The organism is Pseudarthrobacter arbutini (assembly GCF_054510915.1).
The window spans coordinates 63,693-82,353 of record NZ_JBTNDQ010000021.1 but is presented as its reverse complement, the minus strand read 5'-3'; the positions used below and the strand labels follow the sequence as shown (position 1 = coordinate 82,353).

Below are 18,661 nucleotides of genomic sequence, written 5' to 3'. Positions count from 1 at the left end.
CTGCCGCCTGACTCCCAATTCCAAAGACAAACCGGTGGTTCCCGCTCGCCACACGGGCACCCCCACGCGCGCCGACCGAACGGACGTCACCTCATTTTCGGACTAGCGCTGCTTGTACAGTGAATCCATGCCCGCCGCCTTCCCTTCCCTGGACGAACTGCTCGCCACTGCCCACGTGGTCAGCCTGCCCATGCGGGTGAAGTTCCGCGGCATCATGGAACGCGAAACACTGCTGCTGCGCGGGCCGCACGGCTGGGGCGAGTTCTGCCCGTTCCCCGAATACACCGACGCCGAAGCTTCCCGCTGGCTCGCCGCCACCATCGAAGCCGGCTGGCACGGTTTCCCTTCGCCCGTCCGTTCGGTGATCCCCGTCAACGCCACCGTTCCCGCCGTTTCCGCGGACCGGGTGCCGGAGGTCCTGGCCCGGTTCGGCCGGGTGGACGCCGTCAAGGTCAAGGTGGCCGAGCACGGCCAGACGCTCGACGACGACGCCGCCCGGGTCGCCGCCGTCCGCGCCGCCCTGCCGGACGCCGCCATCCGCGTCGACGCCAACGGCGGCTGGGACGTGCCCAGCGCGGTGGCGGCACTCACCCGGCTCGCCGCCGTCGGACTTGAATATGCCGAGCAGCCGGTGCCCACAATTGAGGGACTCGCCGAGGTGCGGCGGCAGCTGCGCGCCGCCGGGACGCCGGTCCTGATCGCCGCCGACGAAAGCGTGCGGAAGGAATCCGACCCGCTTAAGGTGGCGCGGGCCGGCGCGGCGGACCTGCTGGTTGTCAAGGTCGCGCCGCTCGGGGGAGTGCGGCGCGCGCTGGACATCGTGGCGCAGGCCGGGCTCCCCGCCGTCGTCAGCTCCGCACTGGACACCTCCGTGGGCATCCGCGCCGGGCTGGCTCTGGCCGCTGCCCTGCCCGAACTGCCGTATGCGTGCGGGCTGGGGACGGTGTCGCTGTTCACCTCGGATATCACGCTGGATCCGTTGGTGGCCGACGACGGCGCCATCCGCCTCCGCGAGGTCGCCGCCGACGCCGGGCTGCTGGAGCAGTTTGCGGCTTCCGCGGAACGCCGCAACTGGTGGCTGGCCCGCCTCGCCAGGGTCCACGCCCTCCTCGCCCCCTGACCCTCTCTCACTTCCTGCAGGTTTCTTACGGACGCTCTCTCACTTAACGCGGTTTTTTGGGCAACGCTCTCTCACATCCCTGCAGGTCACCGCCGGTTAACCGGAACTTCACCCGGCTGACGGCTGGGCGTCGGAAGCGGCTGAAAGGGTGGCCGGGACCCGATCGTAAATTTGGAGGCACCCCTTGTCTGAAACGACAGCCCGCAAGTTCACCCTGCTGCCCATGCTTGGCCACACCAAGGGCAAGCGAAGCGCCGTCACCTGCGCTTTGAAGTGCGACAACGCCTGCTCCGGCGATGTCTGCAACACGAGCTCCAACAGCTACTTCCGGGACATCGCGTCCGCCACCATGTCCCGCCGCGCCGCCCTGGGCTTCGGCGCCGCCGGTGCGCTCGCCGTCGTACTCGGCAGCGCCATTACCTCAGCGGAACCGGCAGTTGCCGGCGGCCCCGGCCTGGCGCCGGCAGCTAAGGAAGGCTTCGCCAAGGCGAAGCTGAAGTTCACTCCGATCGCTCCGGTGGATGCCGCCGTCGACGCCGTCACCGTTCCGGAAGGCTTCACCTGGCAGCCCGTGATCCGCTGGGGTGACCCGATCTTCAACGGCACCCCGGACTTCGACCTGAACAACCAGACAGCCGCCGCGCAGGAAAAGCAGTTCGGCTATAACAACGACTACGCGGACATCCTGGAGATCCCGAACACCAAGGGCCGCCGCGCCGTACTGTTCGCGAACCACGAATACACCAACGACGGCATCATGTTCCCGGCCACTATGCCGGCAGACCAGGTGCGCGCTGTGGGCGCCGCGGCACACGGCCTGTCCGTCGTCGAGCTCGAGCGCAAGAACAAGAACAAGCCGTGGACCTACGTCAAGGGCGCGCCGCTGAACCGCCGCCTCCTGAACAACACAGTCTACGAACTGACCGGCCCCGCCGCCGGCTCGGAGCTGGTCAAGACGGTGAAGGACCGCGACGGCCGCTTCATCAAGGGCACGCTGGGTAACTGCGCCGGCGGCACCACCCCGTGGGGCACCATCCTCTCCGGCGAGGAAAACTTTAACGGTTACTTCCGCTCCCCGGGTACCTCCGCGTATGACAAGCGTTACGGCCTCACCGACAAGGCCACCGCCCGCCAGTGGGAAATTGATGACGAGCGCTTCGACACCCGCAAACCCGGCTACGAGAACGAGGCCAACCGCTTCGGCTACATTGTTGAGGTTGACCCGTTCGATCCGACGTCCACCCCCAAGAAGCACTCCTCGTTGGGCCGCTTCAAGCACGAGGGCGCCAACGTCATCATCGCCGAATCCGGGCACGTTGTGGCTTACTCCGGCGACGACGAGCGCTTCGACTACCTCTACAAGTTCGTGTCCAAGGACAAGTACATCGAGGGCAACCGCCAGCACAACATGACGCTCCTCTCCGCCGGCAACCTCTACGTGGCTCGGTTCACCGGAAACTCAGCCGATTTCAAGGCCAGCGAAGTGCCGGCAGACGGTGCGTTCGACGGCACGGGCGAGTGGCTCGCGCTGGTGGAGAACGGAGTCTCTGCAGTACCGGAAATGACTGTTGAAGAAGTTCTGGTCTACACGCGCGTTGCCGCCGACAAGGTTGGCCCCACCAAGATGGACCGTGCCGAGGACGTTGAGCCCAGCCTACACACCGGCAAGGTCTACGTGGCCTGCACCAACAACTCGGACCGCGGCAAGGTTGGCAAGGAAGGTGCCACCGAGGTCAACCCCCGCAACGCCAACCGCGACGGCCACATCGTGGAAATCACCGAAACCGGCGACCAGACCTCAACCACGTTCACCTGGAACCTGCTCATGGTCTGCGGCGATCCCGCCACCGACAAGTTCACCTACTTCTCCGGCTTCCCGGTGGACAAGGTCTCGCCCATCTCCTGCCCGGACAACCTCGCGTTCGACTCCGTCGGAAACCTGTGGATCTCCACCGACGGCGCCCCCGCCGGAATCGGCAAGGCCGACGGCCTCTTCAAGGTCACCCTCGAAGGCGCCGAACGTGGCAAGGTGGAGCAGTTCCTGGCCGTGCCGAAGGAAGGCGAGACCTGCGGACCGATCATCCACGACGACGAGCGCACCGTGTTCGTGGCCGTGCAGCACCCGGGTGAGGATGGCTCGTTCGAGAAGCAGAGCTCGTTCTTCCCGGACTACGTTAAGGAAGGCGCGACGCCGGCCCGCGGCGAGGCGCGCGCACCCCGTCCGTCCGTGATCCAGGTGTTCCGCACCGACGCCTAACACCCCTCCCACCACGTTGCTCTATCACTTGCAGTCCCTATCCGGCTTCGGAAGGGACTGTAAGTGATAGAGCAACGCAGGGGGGAGAGAGCGTCCTAGCCGATCAGGCCGGCGCCGAACTCCTCTTCGGCGATGAGCGGCCTGATGACCGCTTCCACTTCGCCTTGGACGAAGTTGCGGCGGATCACGTTGTTGCCGAACACGTTGCCGATGGCGCCCAGCACCATGGCCTGGTCCAGCGAGAGGTACCGCCGGGCGATGGTGCCGGACTTCACGGCCACGGCATCGAAGAATCCGCCTCGGCCGTAGGCGCCGAGGTTGTTCTCGATCTTCACCAGGTTGTCGTAGGCCTCACGGGGTTCGTATTCCATGGCGAGGAACGCCGCGTGCGGAGTCACCACGCCGTCGCCCCAGGCCGGCGTCGGGTTGGTGGCGGGACGGCAGCCCTCAAAGCCGACGTCAACGCTGGTGCGTTCGACGTCGGATGGGTAGCCGTCGCTGCTCATGCCCAGGATGTCCATGCCCCACTCTGAGTACCCGCCGTTCGGGTGGCTGGCGGGGGAGAAACCCCAGTAGCCGTACTGGGCGTCGTCCAGGCCGAACTCGCGTTGCGCCCGGACGGTCAGGGGGTGGTTGATGCCCCAGGCCTTCGGCGCCCAGGTGGATTCCGGGACGAACAGGTCCGGCATCAGCGACTCAAACATGTCCCCGCCCCAGCTCGGCACGATCCGCATGCCGCGGTAGGTGTAGGCGCCTTCGAAGACGTCGATGCCCTGGTACGTCCGGTGCTCGCCCACCGGCTTCTGCTCCTGCCAGGACCAGTCGCAGGTGTCCGGGAAGACCCGCATGGTGGCGAAGTAGTGCGCGGGCGGAAGCTGGCCCAGGGCGATGCCGATGTAGGTGGCGATGCGCGGCTCGGAGTTGGTGACGTCGTAGTGGTTCATCGTGTAGAAAACGTCGGGGCCCTTGCCGAGGTAGTTGCCCTGGACCGTTTCCACCGGTGGTTTGACGTCGTAGAACCCGCCGCGCAGCAGGCCGGCGGCCACACCAGGCCGGGCGTCCTTGTTGTAGAAGATGCCGAAGTCCATCCTGCCGAGGATCGTGTTGGCCAGCCCCGCGACCTTGGGTTCGGCGTTGCGGACAACCATGAGGGCCGCGGCGAACCAGCCGTTGTCCACGCTGGACATAAACGGCGCCACGGGATTCCCGTTCTCGGGCCAGATGGTGATGACCTCACCGGTGGCTTCGTCGTACCAGTTGTAGAGCATGCCGCTGGGTTCGTGGTGCTTCAGACCGACCAAGGTGGTGAGCGTGTGGGTCAGCCGCCCCCGGCACTCGTGGGCACTGATGATGTTCAGTTCCCGCGCCACCACGGTGCTCCACATGTAGCCGCCGATGTTGGTGGGCGACGTAAAACCGCTGCGCTTGGGTGCGGTGATGGACTCGCCGATGTAGTCCGCCGGCAGGCCTGTTGCGGGATCGGTCATCGCAACCAGGGACTGCCAGGTGTCGTGCGCCCAGCGGTTGATGATCTTCCGGTCGATGCCCTCCTTGTTCCGGGGACGCGACAGCGGCGATACCGCGCCGGATGCCGCGGACGCCGCCAGTTGGGCGGCGTAGCCCGGTGTCGCGCTGGCCGCGGCGAGGCCGGTGACGGCGAACGCTGCCGCACCGGCCAGAAGCTGACGGCGGGTGGCGCTGGAGATTCTGGGATTCGGCTCAACGTGCTGGTTCATGGGGTCTGTCCTAACGTGTCCGTTGTAGAGGTGGCCAACGCCGAGGTGGCCAACGCCGGCTCTGGCAGGCTCAGGCCGTGCCCGAACGGGAAAAGGGGATCGGCGGTATCGCCGGGGACATCGGGCCGGGATGCCCGCACGGCATCCATCGAACGCGGGATTTCGAAGGGAAGGCGTCCTTCGGGAGCGATGCGTCCGAACACAGCGTCCAGGAGTGCCGCGTCCGAAACGCCGAACGTGCCCACCACGGCGGACGCGAAGCCGGTCAGGGGTGTGAGGATTGCCGGGCGGTCCAGCCGAACGTCAATGACCAGCGGTACCTTTTCGGCCAGGGTCCGGAGCCGGGAGACCAGCCCGGGCGGGAAATCCAGGCTCCCCGCATGGAAGTGCTGTTCCAGGAACAGATCGTCCCGGTGGTCCCACGGCGAATGCAGCCGGATCACCGCGACATCCGCCTGCTCCGGGTCCTGCACCACAGTCCCGAAACCCTCGAGACTCTGCGGGTCCAGGCCCTCAACGTAGACGGCCGGTGAGCCGGAAAGCGGAAGGGAGGTCCCGACGTCGGACGTTCCGTTGGTGAGGACCGTGACGGACCGGGACTGGGCGTGGTGTCCTTCGCGCCGGAATTCATCGTTCCCCACGATGCTGGCCGCGGCATCCTCATCCACGAACGGGTTGTCGAACAGGCCCAGCTGGAACTTCACCAGCAGCAGCCGGCGCGCGGACTCATCCAAACGCGACTCGCTGACCAGCCCGTCCCGGACCAGGCCGATGAGCAGCTCGGTGCACTCCTCGCCGCCGAACTGGTCCACGCCGGCGTTGAGGATCTTGAGCATTCGTTCGGGCGCGGTGAGCTGTTCAACGCCCCAGGCCCGGGCCGGCAGGATCTGGTCGCCCACGATGTTGTCGTTGACCAGTTCCCAGTCGCTGAGGACCACGCCGTCGTAGCCGAGCCTGTCCCGGAGCAGGTTGGTGATGATCTGCCGGTTGTAGCCGAAGCCGACTTCCTCCACGGGTTCGCCGTCGAGCTCGACGCCCACCGGCATGCCGTAATAGGGCATGATGGCGCTGGTCTTTTCGGCGATTGCGGCCCGGAACGGGGCCAGGTGTTCGTCGAAGCGGCCGCCGGGGTAGACCTGCTCTCGGCCGTAGGGGAAGTGCGCATCCTCGCCGTCGCGCTGCGGACCGCCGCCGGGGAAGTGCTTGGTGGTGCAGGCAACGCTGTCCGGCCCCAGCTCCGCGCCCTGGAACCCCTGGAGATACTCCACCACGTATTTCGAGCTGAGCTCCGAGTCCTGCCCGAAGGTTCCCGCCTGCCGGCACCACCGCGGTTCGGTGGCCAGGTCAACGGTGGGGTGCAGGGCCGCGCGGATCCCGACGGCGGTGTATTCCTGCCGTGCGATCCCGGCGAAGCGGCGGACCAGTTCGGCGCTGCCCACCGCGGCCAGGCCGATCGGCTCGGGCCACTGCGAAAAGTGGGCGGCGGTGAAGGACACGCCGGAGTTTTCGATGAACGCATGCCGCGGGTCCGTGGAGATGGTCACGGGAATCCCGTGCGGGGTCTGCGCGGCAAGGGCCTGCAGGGCGTTGCTCCAGCGGGCGGCTTCGCGGGCGGTGCCGAGTGCATGGACGTTGAAGTGGTTCATGAACTTGGCGCGGATCACCGTGCTGGTGGGCGACTTGCTGATGTTGCCCGGGGTCTCAAGGAGGGTGCCGTCCGGGCCGGTTTCAATCACCGTGTGGAACATCAGCCCGGCCTTTTCCTCCAGGCTGAGGCGGACCACCAGGTCGGCGGCGCGTTCATGCGGGCTGAGTCCGGGGTTTTCGAAGGGATCCATGATCCCGTTGCCGTTGAGGTCCCGGAACGCTTTTCCGTCGGCGACGGACGTCCCGGGGCGTGCTTGATTCTGGGCTTGTGCAGTCATGGGGCTCTCTCGGAGAGGTTGGGCAGGGGGATCGGCTACTTGATGCCGGTGGCCGCGACGCCCTGGATGAAGTACTTCTGGAGGGCAACGAACAGCAGGATGATGGGCGTAATCACCAGCACCGAGCCGGCCAGAAGCAGGCCGTAGTCCGTGGCGTTCTGGCCCGTGGAGTAGAGGGAAAGGGCCACCGGCAGGGTGTACATTTCCTCGCTCTGCGCCACCACCAGCGGCCACAGGAAGTTGTTCCAGGAACCGAGGAAGGTCAGGATGCCGAGCGTTGCCAGCGGTGGTCCGCACAGGGGCATCACAATCCGCAGGAACGTGCGCAGCTCGCCGGCGCCGTCGATCCGGGCGGCCTCGATGAGAGAATCCGGGATCCCCGCGATGAACTGCCGCATCAGGAACACACCCATCGGCGCGGCGAGGAACGGCAGAATCAGGGCCGGGTACGTGCTGACCATTCCCAGTTTGCTGACCAGGACAAACAGCGGCACAAACGTCACCACGCCCGGAACCATCAGCATGACCATCACCAGCAGGAACAGGAAACGCTTGCCGGGGAAGTCCATTTTCGCCAGCGCGTAGCCCACCATCGAGCAGAACAGCAGGTTGCCGAGCACCGTGAACACGGCCACCACAACGCTGTTGAGGAAAAACGTGCCGATCTGCAGCTCGGTGAACCAGACCACGAAGTTCTCCAGCGTGGGCTGCTCCGGCCACCAGGTGATGGGCCGGCGGAGCAGCTCGCCCTGGGTCTTGAACGCGCCGAGCAGCATCCAGGCAAACGGCAGCAGCGTGGCGGTCACGGCCACCAGGAGGGCCGCGTAGATCAGCGCCCGGCGCGTGGACAGCCGGCGGCCAGTACGACGGCGGCGGGCCGGGACGGGCGGCGACGCCGGCACCTGGGTGCCTCCCGCCGTCGTCCGTTCCGCTTGGGTGCGGGGGATGGTGGGTGCGGTTTCCGGGGTGGTCATGGCCTCAGTCCTTGGATCGCAGGGCGCGGAATTGGATCAGGCTCAACAGCGCGATGGCCACGAAGAGCACATAGCTGGCGGCCGAGGCGAGCCCGTATTTGCCGAACCCGAACTGGTTGAACGTGAAGTAGCTGACCGACAGGGTGGAGTCCAGCGGGCCGCCCTTGGTCATCACGAACGGCTCCTCGAAGAACTGGAGGAAGCCCACCGAGAGCAGGACCGTGCCGAGGAGCAGTGTGGGGCGGAGCATGGGCAGCGTGATCTTCATGAACCGCTGCCAGGGGCTGGCGCCGTCCACTTCGGCGGCCTCCAGGATGTCCGCGGGGACCGTCTGGAGCCCGGCCAGGAAGATGATCATCAGTGTGCCCAGGTTCCGCCACACGGCCAGCAGGATCAGGGCCGGCATGGACCAGGTGGTGCTGTTGAGCCAGTCCGGGCCCGCGATGCCCACCCAGCTGAGCATGAGGTTCAGCAAGCCGTCCGGCTGGAGGATGAAGCGCCACACCACGGCCACGGCCACGATGCTGGTGACCACGGGAGTGTAGAAGCCCACGCGGAAGGCCGTGCGGAAGCGGGTGATCCCGTTGTTCAGGGCGACCGCCAGGGCCAGGGCCAGGACGGTGGTGAGGGGGATGCCGGCCAGCACGAAGTAGGCCGTGTTCAGGACAGAGTGCAGGAACTGCGGATTCTTGAAGAGGGCAGCGTACTGGTCAAGTCCTACGAATCCAACCGCGAAGGGGTTGTCGATGTCGCGGCTGGTGAAATCCGTGAAGGACATCAGGAAGGACGACACCAGCGGGCCCAGCATAAACACGCCGAAGATGAGGACGAACGGCGCGGCGAACAGCCACGCGGTTACGGCGTTGCGGCGCCGGCGCGAGCCGCCTGGCCTGACCTTTGCGCTGGCCGGAGGCCTGCCGGCACCCCTTGAGGTGCCGGCAGGCATCGTGTTGGTGGTGGCAGCCACTGTTACTTCCCGGTGCCGATCGAATCTGCGGCCTGCTGCAGCGACTTCAGGGCTTCGGCGGGGTCCTTGCCGGCCTTGACGATCTGTTCGATTTCGCTGTCCGCGGCTGCCGCAACCTGGGTCCAGGTCTGGACGGCCGGCGGGTTGTTGGTGGTCTTCAGCTGCTCGCCGAAGACGGAGAGCTTGTTGTCGTCGGCCAGGGACGGATCCTTCCAGGCGCTCTGCTGCGAGGGAAGGTCACCGGTGGCCTTGTACCACTTGAGCTGAACCTCGGGCTTGGACAGCCACTGGAGGAGCTTCCACGACGAATCGCGGTTCTCGGACTTCTTGAAGACCACCAGGTTGGAGCCGCCCACGAAGGACGTGGAGGTCTTTTCCTTCGGCATCAGGGCGACCTTGTACTTGTCCTCAAAGCCTGGGCCGCCGGCCTTGTTGAGCAGGCCGACGTGCCACGGGCCGCTCATCATCATGGGGGCGGAACCGTCCACGAAGGATGCTTCGGCGGTGGTTCCGGTGGACACGGCCTTGGATGCGAGGCCGTCAGCGAAGAAGCTGGCGTAGTACTTCAGCGCCTCTGCGGCTTCCGGGGTGTCGAGGGTCCACTTGGTGCCGTCGTCGTTCATCAGCTTCGCGCCGTTGGACCACTGGAAGGGGAGGGTGTCCAGGTAGGAGCCTGCGACGCCGGCGGGCAGCTGGACTCCGTATTTTGCCCCGGACTTCTCCTTGAGTGCCGTGGCGAGCGTCTTGAAGTCGTCCCAGGTTTCGGGGGCCTTGGTGATGCCGGCCTTCTCCGCGAGGTCGCTGCGGTAGTAGACCACGCGGGTGTCCACGTACCAGGGCACGCCGTAGGTAGTTCCCTCAACCTCGGTGGACTTTACGGAGCCCGGGAAGAAGTCGCTGGAATCGATCTCCTTGGGTGTGGCGTCGAAGGAGTCGGCGAAGTCGCCCATCCAGGTGGTGCCCATCTGGGCCACGTCCGGGGTGGTGCCGCCTGCGATGGCGGTCTGGTACTTGCTGAGGGCGGCGTCCCAGGGGATGGCCGTGACGTTCACCTTGACGCCGGGGTTTTCTAATTCGAATTCCTTCAGCAGGGCGGGCAGTGCCTCGCCTTCGCTGCCCTGCGCCCACAGGGTGATGGTGCCCGACGCCGGCCCGGAGGCAATGGCTTCGGCCGGAGACGATGCGGCGGGGCCGGCGGAGTCCCTGCCGCAGGCGGTCAGGAGCAGTGCGGCGGCGATGCCTACGGCTGCGGCCTTCTTAGCATTCGGATGGATCATCATTGTTCCTTTCGTGGTTCCACGGGCCGGCAGGCGGCACGGCGCGGAGGGAGCGGGAGAGGTGGAGCCATCCCGCCAGAAACTATCTAAGCGCTTTGATTCGGTTCGTAAGGTCAATCTAAGCGCATTGAATGTGATGTTGGCAACAGCTGGGGCGAAGTTTCTTGAACTGTTGGGCGCGAACGGACACTTGAGGCCCTCGCCCGAGCGGACACTTGGGGCCCCTCGCCCGAGCGGACACTTGAGGCCCCGCCGTCGTGCGGTGGCCGTAAGCCTGACCCGTGTGTCTAGACCGGCCGGCACCCGCAGCTTTCGCGCAGCACCACGCGCACGGGAAGTTTCAGGTCCACCGGAGGCTTGTCCGGGTGGTCGAGCCTGTTCAGGAGCAGTTCCACCATGGTGCGGCCCATCCGTTCCATGGGCTGGCGCACAGTGGTCAGGGAGGGCCGGATGACCCGTCCTGCCGCGATGCCGTCGAAGCCGGTCACGGCCACGTGTTTCGGCACATTAACGCCGCACGCAGCCAGCACATCCATAACAACCAGAGCATCCTGGTCGGTGGCGCAGACAAAGGCCTGCGGCAGGGAGCCCTGCTGGCAGATGGTCCGGACAGTTTCCGCGACGGAGAGCTCGCCGCCCGCGGGATACCGGGGCTCGTGCCGCATCTTCACGCCCGCAGCGGCAAGGGCGCCCCGGAATGCCTCGAGCCGTTCGTCGTTGTCGGAGGACGGCATGGCGCCGATGAACATCAGCTCGGTCAGTCCATGCACACTGATCAGGTGCTCGGTGATTGCACGCGCTCCGGAAGCGTTGTCCACGGTCACATGGTCCATATTCCGGTTGCGCACGCTCTCCGAGACCTCCACCACGGGGATGCGGCGGGCTATGCGGGCCAAGGCTTCTACGGGCACCGAGCGCGGGAACACGGCCAGTCCGTCAACCCTCCCCGCAATGTCCGACAGCACTGCTTCGTTGTTCGCAGGGTTGCCGCCGCCAACCAGCAGCGCCTGCCCCCGCCGCCAGCACTCCAGCTCGACACCGCGCTGGACCTCGTCCACGTACAGGGGAAACAGGCGGAGGTTCCCTTCCTCGCGGTCGCCGCCCAAAGGGTCGCCGTCCAAAGGGTCGCCGCCCTCAGGGTCCGCGCCCGCGGCCGGCTCCTGCGGGATGCTGCCTGACAGCCCACCCTGCGCGCCGGCCAGTCCGCCCGGCCCGCCCGGCAGCCCACCCTGCATGCCGGGTCCGCCCTGCACGCCGGGGCCTCCCGACGGATCCAACAGGTAGTCGTAGGCGAAAAGGCCCAGGGCGCCGGTCCTGCCGCGCGCGAGTCCGCGGGCGCTGGCACTGGGCACGTAGCCCAGTTCGTCTGCGGCCGCGAGCACCAGTTCGCGGGTAGACGCCTTGACCTTCTCCGGCTGCCGGAAGGTAAACGAGACGGTTGCGATGGAGACGCCCGCGCGTTCGGCGACGTGGTAAACAGTGGGGCCCTTTGCCATGTGATTCTCCTTCTGGTCCGAGTCTATGCGCTTAGTACCTGCGCGCGGGAGTCCCGGGACAGGCAGGCGTCCTCAGGATGGCAAACTGGTTCGGTGACTTCCCTGAACTCCCTCGCCGCCGCGCGGATCACCGTCGATGCCCTGATCGACGGTGGCGTCCAGTACGTGGTGGTCTCGCCCGGATCGCGTTCCGCCCCCATGGCCTACGCCCTGGCCGAGGCCGAAGCGGCCGGCCGCGTGGACCTGCTGGTCCGCATCGACGAACGCTCCGCCGGCTTCACCGCCCTTGGCCTGGCCCTGTCCACCGGCTCCCCGGCGGCCGTCCTCACCACGTCAGGCACCGCCGTCGGGAATCTTATGCCAGCCGTGATGGAGGCCAACCACGCCGCCGTTCCGCTGGTGGTGGTGTCAGCTGACCGGCCCGAAGAGCTGCAAGGGACCGGCGCCAACCAGACCACCATCCAGCTGGACCTGTTCGGCGAGCACGTGCGCTTCGCCGCCGACGTCCCGGCCGGCAGCAACCCGCTGCGCGCGGTGGAAACGGCGCTGGCCGCGGCCACCGGCGCGTTTTCCGACCTCGCACCCGGGCCCGTCCAGCTGAACCTGGCGTTCCGCGACCCGCTGGTTCCCGCGCCGGGGGAGGGGCTTCCGACGGCGGCCGGGCATCCCAGGTTCCGGATCGGCACCGACCCGCTCACCATGAACCTGCCGCCCGCCCCTGCCTCGCTGGAGGAAAGGCGCACCGTGGTGCTGGCAGGGCACGACGCCGGGCCGGTCGCCGAAGCGTTCGCCCGCGCACACGGCCTGCCGCTGCTCGCGGAACCATCCTCAAACGCCCGCTTCGGCCCCAACGCCGTGGGTCCGTACCGGCTTCTGCTGGAACACTTCGGAGCGTCCTCCGCGCTGCCTATCGAACGGGTGGTGATGTTTGGCCGGCCCACATTGTCCCGCCCGGTTGCCGCACTTTTGGAGCGTGCCGACGTGCCGTCCGCGCTGTACCAGCCGGTTCCCGTGGCCTGGTACCAGCCGGGCCGGCGCACGGAACTTCCGCTGGAGAACCTGGCCGATCTCGCCGATTTCGCCGGCCGTGGCCCGTCCGACTGGCTGGATACCTGGCTGCTGGCCGGGGCCGCCGCACAGCACGCCCTCGACGGCGTCCTGGCCGCCGAGCCCGCCGCTTCCGGACCCTCCGTGGGCGCCCAGGTCTGGCAGCACGCCCGAGGCCAGTTGATGCTGGGATCCTCCAACGGCATCCGCGATGTTGACCTGGCTGGCCTGCCCGCCGCCGAGCCAGCCGCCACTGTCTACGCCAACCGCGGCCTCGCCGGGATCGACGGCACCATCTCCACTGCCACCGGGATTGCCATCGGCGGCCGCCAGTACACCACGCTGCTGCTGGGCGATGTCACCTTCCTGCATGACGCCGGCGGCCTGCTCCTGGGGTCCGGCGAACCTTCGCCGGACCTGCGGATCGTTGTGCTGAACGACGCCGGCGGGGCCATCTTTGATCTGCTGGAGCACGGGGCTGTGCGTGAATCCGGACGCTACACGGACGCCGTCGAGCGGCTCTTCGGCACCCCCCACAGCGTGGACATCGCGGCACTCGCCGCAGCGTACGGCGTCGGGCATTGCTCGGTAAGTACGACGGCGGGACTCGCCGAGGCGCTCGCCGCACCGCTCGCGGGCCGCAGCATCATCGAAGTCCGCACGGACCGTGTTGGCCTCCGCGCCCTCCACACGCGCATCAAGGCCGCCGTCGCCGCCGCCGTGTCCGCCGTCGGAGCGTAGGATCGCGCTCGCGGCTGCCTGACGCGCGAAAGACCCTACGCGCATATGCCCTGTCGCTACCGGAATTTCCGATAGCGACAGGGCATATGCGAGTCGCCAGGCAACAGCCGCGTCGAAAGCGGCTACTCCTCGATCTCGATGTGCGTCGGGTCCAGGACCCGGCGCAGGAACTCCTTGGTGCGGGCTTGGGTGGGTGCGGAAATGACCTGCTCGGCCACGCCTTCCTCCACCACCACGCCGCCGTCCATGAACACCACGCGGTCGGCTACTTCGCGGGCGAAGCCCATCTCGTGAGTCACCACCAGCATGGTCATGCCCTCCTTGGCCAGGTTCCGCATGACCGAGAGGACATCGCCCACGGTCTCGGGGTCCAGCGCGGAGGTGGGCTCGTCAAAGAGCATCAGTTCGGGGTTCATGCTCAGCGCCCGGGCAATCGCAACGCGCTGCTGCTGGCCGCCGGAAAGCTGGTCCGGGAAACGGTCGGAGAGGTGCCCCAGGCCCACGCGGTCCAGGTTGTGCTGGGCCACCTTGTCGGCCTCTTCCTGGGACCGCTTCAGGACCTTCGTCTGCGCGATGGTGCAGTTCCGCTTGGCGTCCAGGTGCGGGAACAGGTTGAACTGCTGGAACACCATGCCCACCTTGCGGCGCATTTTGTCGATGTCCACGTCGGGGTCTGTAGCTTCGAAGCCGCCCACGTGGATGGCGCCCTTGTTGGGCTGCTCGAGGAGGTTGACGCAGCGCAGGAGGGTGGATTTGCCGGAGCCGGACGGGCCGATCAGGCACACCACTTCGCCGGGGGCAACGTCCAGGCTGATGCCCTTGAGGACCTCGTTGCTGCCGTAGGACTTGCGGAGATCCTTGATGGACACTCCGGCCGCGTTGATGGTGCCGGTGTTGCCGGCGGAGGAATTTACGACGTCGTTCATGGCTTCCCTGCCTATCGCTTGGTCCGCGCGGAGCGGCTTTCGAACTTCCGGGCCAGGAGGCTCAGCGGGATGGTGATGACCAGGTAGAAGGCACCGGCTACGAGGAGCGGCGTCAGGCCTGCGCCCAGGCTGGAGATGCCGTCGCGGCCGAACTTGGTGAGCTCGTACTGCGACGCCGTGAGGCCCAGGACGTAGATCAGCGAGGAGTCCTTGGTCAGCAGAATGACCTCGTTGGTCAGCGGCGGGAGCACAATCTTGAACGCCTGCGGAATGACGATGGACACCATGGCCCGCCACTGCGGCATGCCCAGCGAACGTGCGGCTTCGAGCTGTCCCTTGGGCACAGCCTGCAGTCCGGCGCGGAGGGTTTCGGCGATATATGCCGAGGCCACCATACCCAGCGAAATCATGACGATAAGGGTAACGTTCCACTGGACTCCAAACGCGAGCGGGACACCGTAGCCGAACGCGATGAACACCAGCAGCGCCGGAACTCCGCGGAAGAATTCGATGTAGCCGGTGGCGATCCAGCGGTAAAGCGGGAATGTGGAGAGCTTCATCAGGGCCAGCAGGAGGCCGCCGGAAAGGCCCACCACGAAGCCGAGGAACGTATAAACCAGGGTGTTTTTGAGGCCAACAAGGAAGATGTCCGGGAACATCGGGCCGATCTTGGCGAAGTTGAAGACGCTGTTGCCGATTGTCTTCCAGTCGGTGGCCAGGACCAGCGCGGCCACTGCCACGACGAAGATGCCGATCTGGACATACAGGCTCACTTTGGCCCGTTGACGTGCGGTCATTGCCATGGGGTGCTCACATTCATTTGCGTGGCTGAGGCCCCGGACGGGCTGCAGCGCAGTCCGTGCGGGGCCCCAGCGGCGTGGTTCTCAGGGCTGTGAAGGTCAGTCCGGGGTGCCGGCTACTTGGCGGTCTCGCCGAACCAGGTGGTTTCGAACTTCTTCAGGCTGCCGTCGTCGGTCAGGCGCTTCAGGGTTCCGTTGACCTTCTCGGCCATGGCGGTGTTGCCCTTCTTGATGGAGATGCCCAGCTTCTCGCCCGTGGCGTAGTCATCCACACGCTCGAACTTGGCGTCATCCTTGATGGCGTAGGCCAGGATCGACTGGTTGCCCAGGGCAGCCTCGATGGTGCCGGCCTGGAGAGCCTGGACCAGGAGGCCGCTGTCCTCGAACTGCTGGGCGTCGATGCCGTTCTCCGCCGCGTACTTTGCGCCGGTGGTGGCCTGCTGGACACCCACCTTCTTGCCCTTGGCGCTGTTGATGTCCGTGATCCCGGACGCCGTGGTGGCCACGAGGGTGAGGTCATCGTCCATGTACGGGTTGGAGAAGTCCATAACGGACTTGCGGACATCCGTGATGGAAATCGAGGAGATGGAGACGTCGCAGCCGGTGAGGGCGGTTCCGGTCTCGATGGCCTCGAAGGAGCTGTCCACGATGCTCAGTTCGGCGCCGAGGTCCTTGGCTACTTCATTGGCGATGTCGATATCGAAGCCAACGATCTGGCCGTCCTTCTGGAATTCGAAGGGCTCGTAGGGGACATCGGAGCAGACAGTGAGCTTGCCGGCGTTGATGAGCTGGATGCCGCCCTCGGTCGCAGCCGGGGTGGTGCTGCCGCCGCAGGCGGTAAGGGTGAGCGCGCCGGCGGCCAGGATTGCGGCTGCCTTGGCGGCGATCTTGGCCTGGGCCAGGGACTTGAGCTGCATGTTGATTACCTTTTGTTGCAGGGGTGTGCGGTACTAAATCGGTTCATAGTGTATCGCCGAACGAGAGATTTGCATCACATGAAACTTAGTTTCACTATTGGATAACTAAATCACAGGCTAAATCAAGACCCGGGAGGCGGCCTGTGTCTGGAATTCCGGACACACTACCAATCTAGCTCGCAGACAGCGTCGTGAAAACGCGGTTTCACGACACGGTTTCATGACGTTTAAGTGCCAGTCAGGTGGGTGGGGATGGTGACCCTAGTTGGAAATTCCCAGCGATTCCAGCATCGGCCGGAACTTCGCCCACGTCTCCGCCAGCTCGGCCTCCGGTTGGGAGCCATCCACTATGCCGCAACCGGCATATAACCGCACGGTATGCGGATCCTCGATCACTGCGCCACGCAGGGCGATGCCCCATTCGCCATTTCCGGCAGCGTCGAGCCAGCCCACCGGCCCCGCGTACGGGCCGCGGTCCAGGTGTTCAAGCTCGCGGATCAGGGCGCCGGCCACCAGCGTGGGCGTACCGCAGACCGCGGCCGTGGGATGCAGTGCGTTGATCAGCGCGAGGCACGTGGGCACATGGCCCTCCACCTCGGCGAGCTCCGCCTTGACGTCCGACGCCAGGTGCCACACGTTCGGCAGCTCCAGGATGAACGGCTCGTCGTGCGCGTTCATGGCCTCGGAAAACGGTGCCAGCTGCGACGTGAGTGACTGGATCGCGATCTCGTGCTCGTGCCGCTGCTTCTCGGATCCGGCCAGCACCCGCTCGGCGTAATCCATGGGAATCCCGGACTCGCCGTGCGCATCGCGGCGGTCCAGCGTCCCGGCCAGCACGCGCGCCTGGGCGGTGCGGCCTTCCACCTGGATCAGCATCTCCGGGGTGGCGCCCACGAGCCCGTCCACGCCATACGTCCAGCATTCGCGGTACCGCACGGCGAGCTCGCGCAACACCTGCGCAGCGTTCACGCCCGACGGCACCGTGGCCACAATGTCCCGCGCCAGCACCAGTTTCTCCAGCGCACCGGTCCGGATCTCCGCCACGCCGGCGGCGACGGCGGCCATCCAGTCCTCCTCGCTGAGCGAACCGGTGTGCAGGGTGGCCCCGTCGGCGGAAGGCAAAGGACGCACGACGGCGCCGGCCGGTTCGGCGGGGACGTCACCGGAGGTGCTGCCACCGCTCAGCCAGCCGGCCAGGGCGGCGAGGGCGCCCGCTTCGGTGAGTTCGCCGTCGTCGACCGTCAACTGGGTGAGCCAGTACCGGCCGTCGCGGACACCCACCACGATCTCCGGCACGATCAGCCGCGATACGTGGGCGGACTTCTTGGAAAACGCGAAGGAGCCGAAAGCCACCGGGCCGGTGCCGGGCAGCTCCACGGAGTCGGTGATGTCCGCTTCGAGTACCAGGTGGCGCCACCAGATGTCCGCTTCGAGGAAGCGCTCGGGGCCGGTGGCCGTGAAGCGGGCGATCTCGCCGAACCCCACCAGGCCGGCTTCGCGGCGGGTCCAGCAGAGGACGTCGTCCCGGACCAGGAACTGCGGCAGTCCGCCGGCAGATGCGTTGCCATCCAGGGGGACTGTGAGGGTGCGGAACGTGCTCGTCATGATGAGACAACACTACTCCCGCGCGTGTCAGACCCGGGCCGGCCGCCCCGTGCGTCGCTCCGGCCCGGCAGGGGCGGAGAACAGGTCCGGCCGGGCGGCGCGCATGCTCGCGACGTCGTCCAGGATGAAGCGCAGGTGGCTGCGCAGCCCGTCTTCCGCAGCCGACAGGTCACCGGCGAGGATCGCGTCCAGCACGTGGCGGTGGTCGGCGGCGTACTCCGTGATGCCGCGGTAGCCGCTGAGCCCCAGATAACGGGCGCGGTCCAGGTGGCCTTTGGCGTTGGAAACTGTGGCCCAGGCTGTTTCGTGGCCGGCGATGGCCAGTAGGGTCCGGTGGAAGTCCTCGTCCAGCGGGTAGAACTCCTCGCGGGTGGTGCAGGCGTCCTGCCGGTCCAGGAGTTCGTAGAGCGCGGCTGCGTTTTCAGGGGTGATGTTGCGGGCGCAGTCAGCCAGCGACGCGACCTCGATGGCCTCGCGGATGAACTGTGCCTGCGCCACGATATCCGGGTCGAGGTAGGTCACGTAGGTGCCGCTCTGCGGGCGGATCTCCACGAGCCCTTCCTGCGCGATGAGCATCAGTGCCTCGCGGATGGGCTGGCGGCTGGTGCCCAGGTGGTGCGCCAGTTCGTTCTCGGAGAGGAGGGTCCCGGGCGCGTCCTCGCCGGAGATGATGCGCTCGCGGATCTGCGCATACGCCATCATCCGGGCGGAGATGCGCGGGGTGGTGTCGGGGGCCATGCCTCCACAGTAGCTGTGCCGCCTTGACGGGGCACCGCCAGGGAGCACGGACGGAGCCGCGTCATCTATTGACACGCTGGTATGGCAGTGCTTGAATGGCAGTCGTTGTCCCGATGAAGGGACAAGAAAAAAGAC

Annotated in this window: 14 protein-coding genes; 3 read left to right on the top strand and 11 right to left on the bottom strand. The window is 66.7% G+C overall.

The annotated features are described in order from the left end of the window. Positions 1-127: 127 nt before the first annotated feature. Together ACX80V_RS20120 and ACX80V_RS20115 are read left to right on the top strand one after the other, a co-directional pair. Entirely contained in the window at positions 128-1,120 is a 993-nt protein-coding gene (locus tag ACX80V_RS20120) for an o-succinylbenzoate synthase (RefSeq protein ID WP_485844630.1), read from the top strand. Between the two features lie 184 nt (positions 1,121-1,304). Then, complete coding sequence (locus tag ACX80V_RS20115) at positions 1,305-3,377, top strand: PhoX family protein (RefSeq protein ID WP_485844629.1); 2,073 nt, start codon at positions 1,305-1,307, stop codon at positions 3,375-3,377. A gap of 95 nt (positions 3,378-3,472) precedes the next feature. Here the strand turns inward: ACX80V_RS20115 and ACX80V_RS20110 are convergent, their stop codons facing one another. The 6 genes from ACX80V_RS20110 to ACX80V_RS20085 form a co-directional block, all read right to left on the bottom strand. Continuing rightward, positions 3,473-5,113, bottom strand: coding sequence for a glucoamylase family protein (locus ACX80V_RS20110; protein ID WP_485844628.1), 1,641 nt, complete (start codon positions 5,111-5,113; stop codon positions 3,473-3,475). Beyond that, entirely contained in the window at positions 5,110-7,038 is a 1,929-nt protein-coding gene (locus tag ACX80V_RS20105) for a glycoside hydrolase family 3 protein (RefSeq protein WP_485844627.1), read from the bottom strand. Before ACX80V_RS20105 ends, ACX80V_RS20110 begins: the two co-directional genes overlap by 4 nt. A 35-nt stretch (positions 7,039-7,073) precedes the next feature. After that, positions 7,074-8,012, bottom strand: coding sequence for a carbohydrate ABC transporter permease (locus ACX80V_RS20100; RefSeq protein WP_485844626.1), 939 nt, complete (start codon positions 8,010-8,012; stop codon positions 7,074-7,076). A 4-nt stretch (positions 8,013-8,016) separates the two neighbouring features. Then, positions 8,017-8,958 carry a carbohydrate ABC transporter permease gene (locus tag ACX80V_RS20095; protein WP_485844632.1) on the bottom strand — a complete coding sequence of 314 codons (942 nt, stop codon included), beginning with the start codon at positions 8,956-8,958 and terminating at the stop codon, positions 8,017-8,019. Between the two features lie 23 nt (positions 8,959-8,981). Beyond that, the gene (locus ACX80V_RS20090) at positions 8,982-10,256 is read right to left on the bottom strand and encodes a sugar ABC transporter substrate-binding protein (RefSeq protein WP_485844625.1); all 1,275 of its coding nucleotides are present in this window, start codon (positions 10,254-10,256) and stop codon (positions 8,982-8,984) included. 287 nt (positions 10,257-10,543) lie between these two features. Beyond that, complete coding sequence (locus ACX80V_RS20085) at positions 10,544-11,752, bottom strand: LacI family DNA-binding transcriptional regulator (RefSeq protein WP_485844624.1); 1,209 nt, start codon at positions 11,750-11,752, stop codon at positions 10,544-10,546. A gap of 93 nt (positions 11,753-11,845) precedes the next feature. Here ACX80V_RS20085 and menD point away from each other — a divergent pair, with 93 nt between their 5' ends. After that, positions 11,846-13,540, top strand: coding sequence for a 2-succinyl-5-enolpyruvyl-6-hydroxy-3-cyclohexene-1-carboxylic-acid synthase (gene menD, locus ACX80V_RS20080; protein WP_485844623.1), 1,695 nt, complete (start codon positions 11,846-11,848; stop codon positions 13,538-13,540). Positions 13,541-13,662: 122 nt separating this feature from the next. Here menD and ACX80V_RS20075 read toward each other — a convergent pair whose 3' ends face one another. The 5 genes from ACX80V_RS20075 to ACX80V_RS20055 form a co-directional block, all read right to left on the bottom strand. Continuing rightward, on the bottom strand, positions 13,663-14,466 hold the full coding sequence (locus ACX80V_RS20075) for an amino acid ABC transporter ATP-binding protein (RefSeq protein WP_058931574.1): 804 nt from the start codon (positions 14,464-14,466) through the stop codon (positions 13,663-13,665). An 11-nt stretch (positions 14,467-14,477) separates the two neighbouring features. Next, positions 14,478-15,269: an amino acid ABC transporter permease gene (locus tag ACX80V_RS20070; RefSeq protein ID WP_058931575.1), complete on the bottom strand. Its 792-nt coding sequence runs from the start codon at positions 15,267-15,269 to the stop codon at positions 14,478-14,480. Between the two features lie 113 nt (positions 15,270-15,382). After that, positions 15,383-16,183 carry an ABC transporter substrate-binding protein gene (locus tag ACX80V_RS20065; protein ID WP_485844622.1) on the bottom strand — a complete coding sequence of 267 codons (801 nt, stop codon included), beginning with the start codon at positions 16,181-16,183 and terminating at the stop codon, positions 15,383-15,385. 261 nt (positions 16,184-16,444) lie between these two features. Continuing rightward, positions 16,445-17,788: an isochorismate synthase gene (locus tag ACX80V_RS20060; protein WP_485844621.1), complete on the bottom strand. Its 1,344-nt coding sequence runs from the start codon at positions 17,786-17,788 to the stop codon at positions 16,445-16,447. A 27-nt stretch (positions 17,789-17,815) separates the two neighbouring features. Beyond that, the gene (locus ACX80V_RS20055) at positions 17,816-18,526 is read right to left on the bottom strand and encodes a GntR family transcriptional regulator (protein WP_485844620.1); all 711 of its coding nucleotides are present in this window, start codon (positions 18,524-18,526) and stop codon (positions 17,816-17,818) included. Positions 18,527-18,661: the final 135 nt, after the last annotated feature.

What these genes read in the sequence shown, in the direction of transcription:
- ACX80V_RS20120 (WP_485844630.1), top strand. Translation starts at nt 128, where the DNA reads ATGCCCGCCGCCTTCCCTTCCCTGGACGAACTGCTCGCCACTGCCCAC.
- ACX80V_RS20110 (WP_485844628.1), bottom strand. Translation starts at nt 5,113, where the DNA reads ATGAACCAGCACGTTGAGCCGAATCCCAGAATCTCCAGCGCCACCCGC.
- ACX80V_RS20105 (WP_485844627.1), bottom strand. Translation starts at nt 7,038, where the DNA reads ATGACTGCACAAGCCCAGAATCAAGCACGCCCCGGGACGTCCGTCGCC.
- ACX80V_RS20100 (WP_485844626.1), bottom strand. Translation starts at nt 8,012, where the DNA reads ATGACCACCCCGGAAACCGCACCCACCATCCCCCGCACCCAAGCGGAA.
- ACX80V_RS20095 (WP_485844632.1), bottom strand. Translation starts at nt 8,958, where the DNA reads ATGCCTGCCGGCACCTCAAGGGGTGCCGGCAGGCCTCCGGCCAGCGCA.
- ACX80V_RS20090 (WP_485844625.1), bottom strand. Translation starts at nt 10,256, where the DNA reads ATGATCCATCCGAATGCTAAGAAGGCCGCAGCCGTAGGCATCGCCGCC.
- ACX80V_RS20085 (WP_485844624.1), bottom strand. Translation starts at nt 11,752, where the DNA reads ATGGCAAAGGGCCCCACTGTTTACCACGTCGCCGAACGCGCGGGCGTC.
- ACX80V_RS20075 (WP_058931574.1), bottom strand. Translation starts at nt 14,466, where the DNA reads ATGAACGACGTCGTAAATTCCTCCGCCGGCAACACCGGCACCATCAAC.
- ACX80V_RS20070 (WP_058931575.1), bottom strand. Translation starts at nt 15,269, where the DNA reads ATGGCAATGACCGCACGTCAACGGGCCAAAGTGAGCCTGTATGTCCAG.
- ACX80V_RS20065 (WP_485844622.1), bottom strand. Translation starts at nt 16,183, where the DNA reads ATGCAGCTCAAGTCCCTGGCCCAGGCCAAGATCGCCGCCAAGGCAGCC.
- ACX80V_RS20060 (WP_485844621.1), bottom strand. Translation starts at nt 17,788, where the DNA reads ATGACGAGCACGTTCCGCACCCTCACAGTCCCCCTGGATGGCAACGCA.
- ACX80V_RS20055 (WP_485844620.1), bottom strand. Translation starts at nt 18,526, where the DNA reads ATGGCCCCCGACACCACCCCGCGCATCTCCGCCCGGATGATGGCGTAT.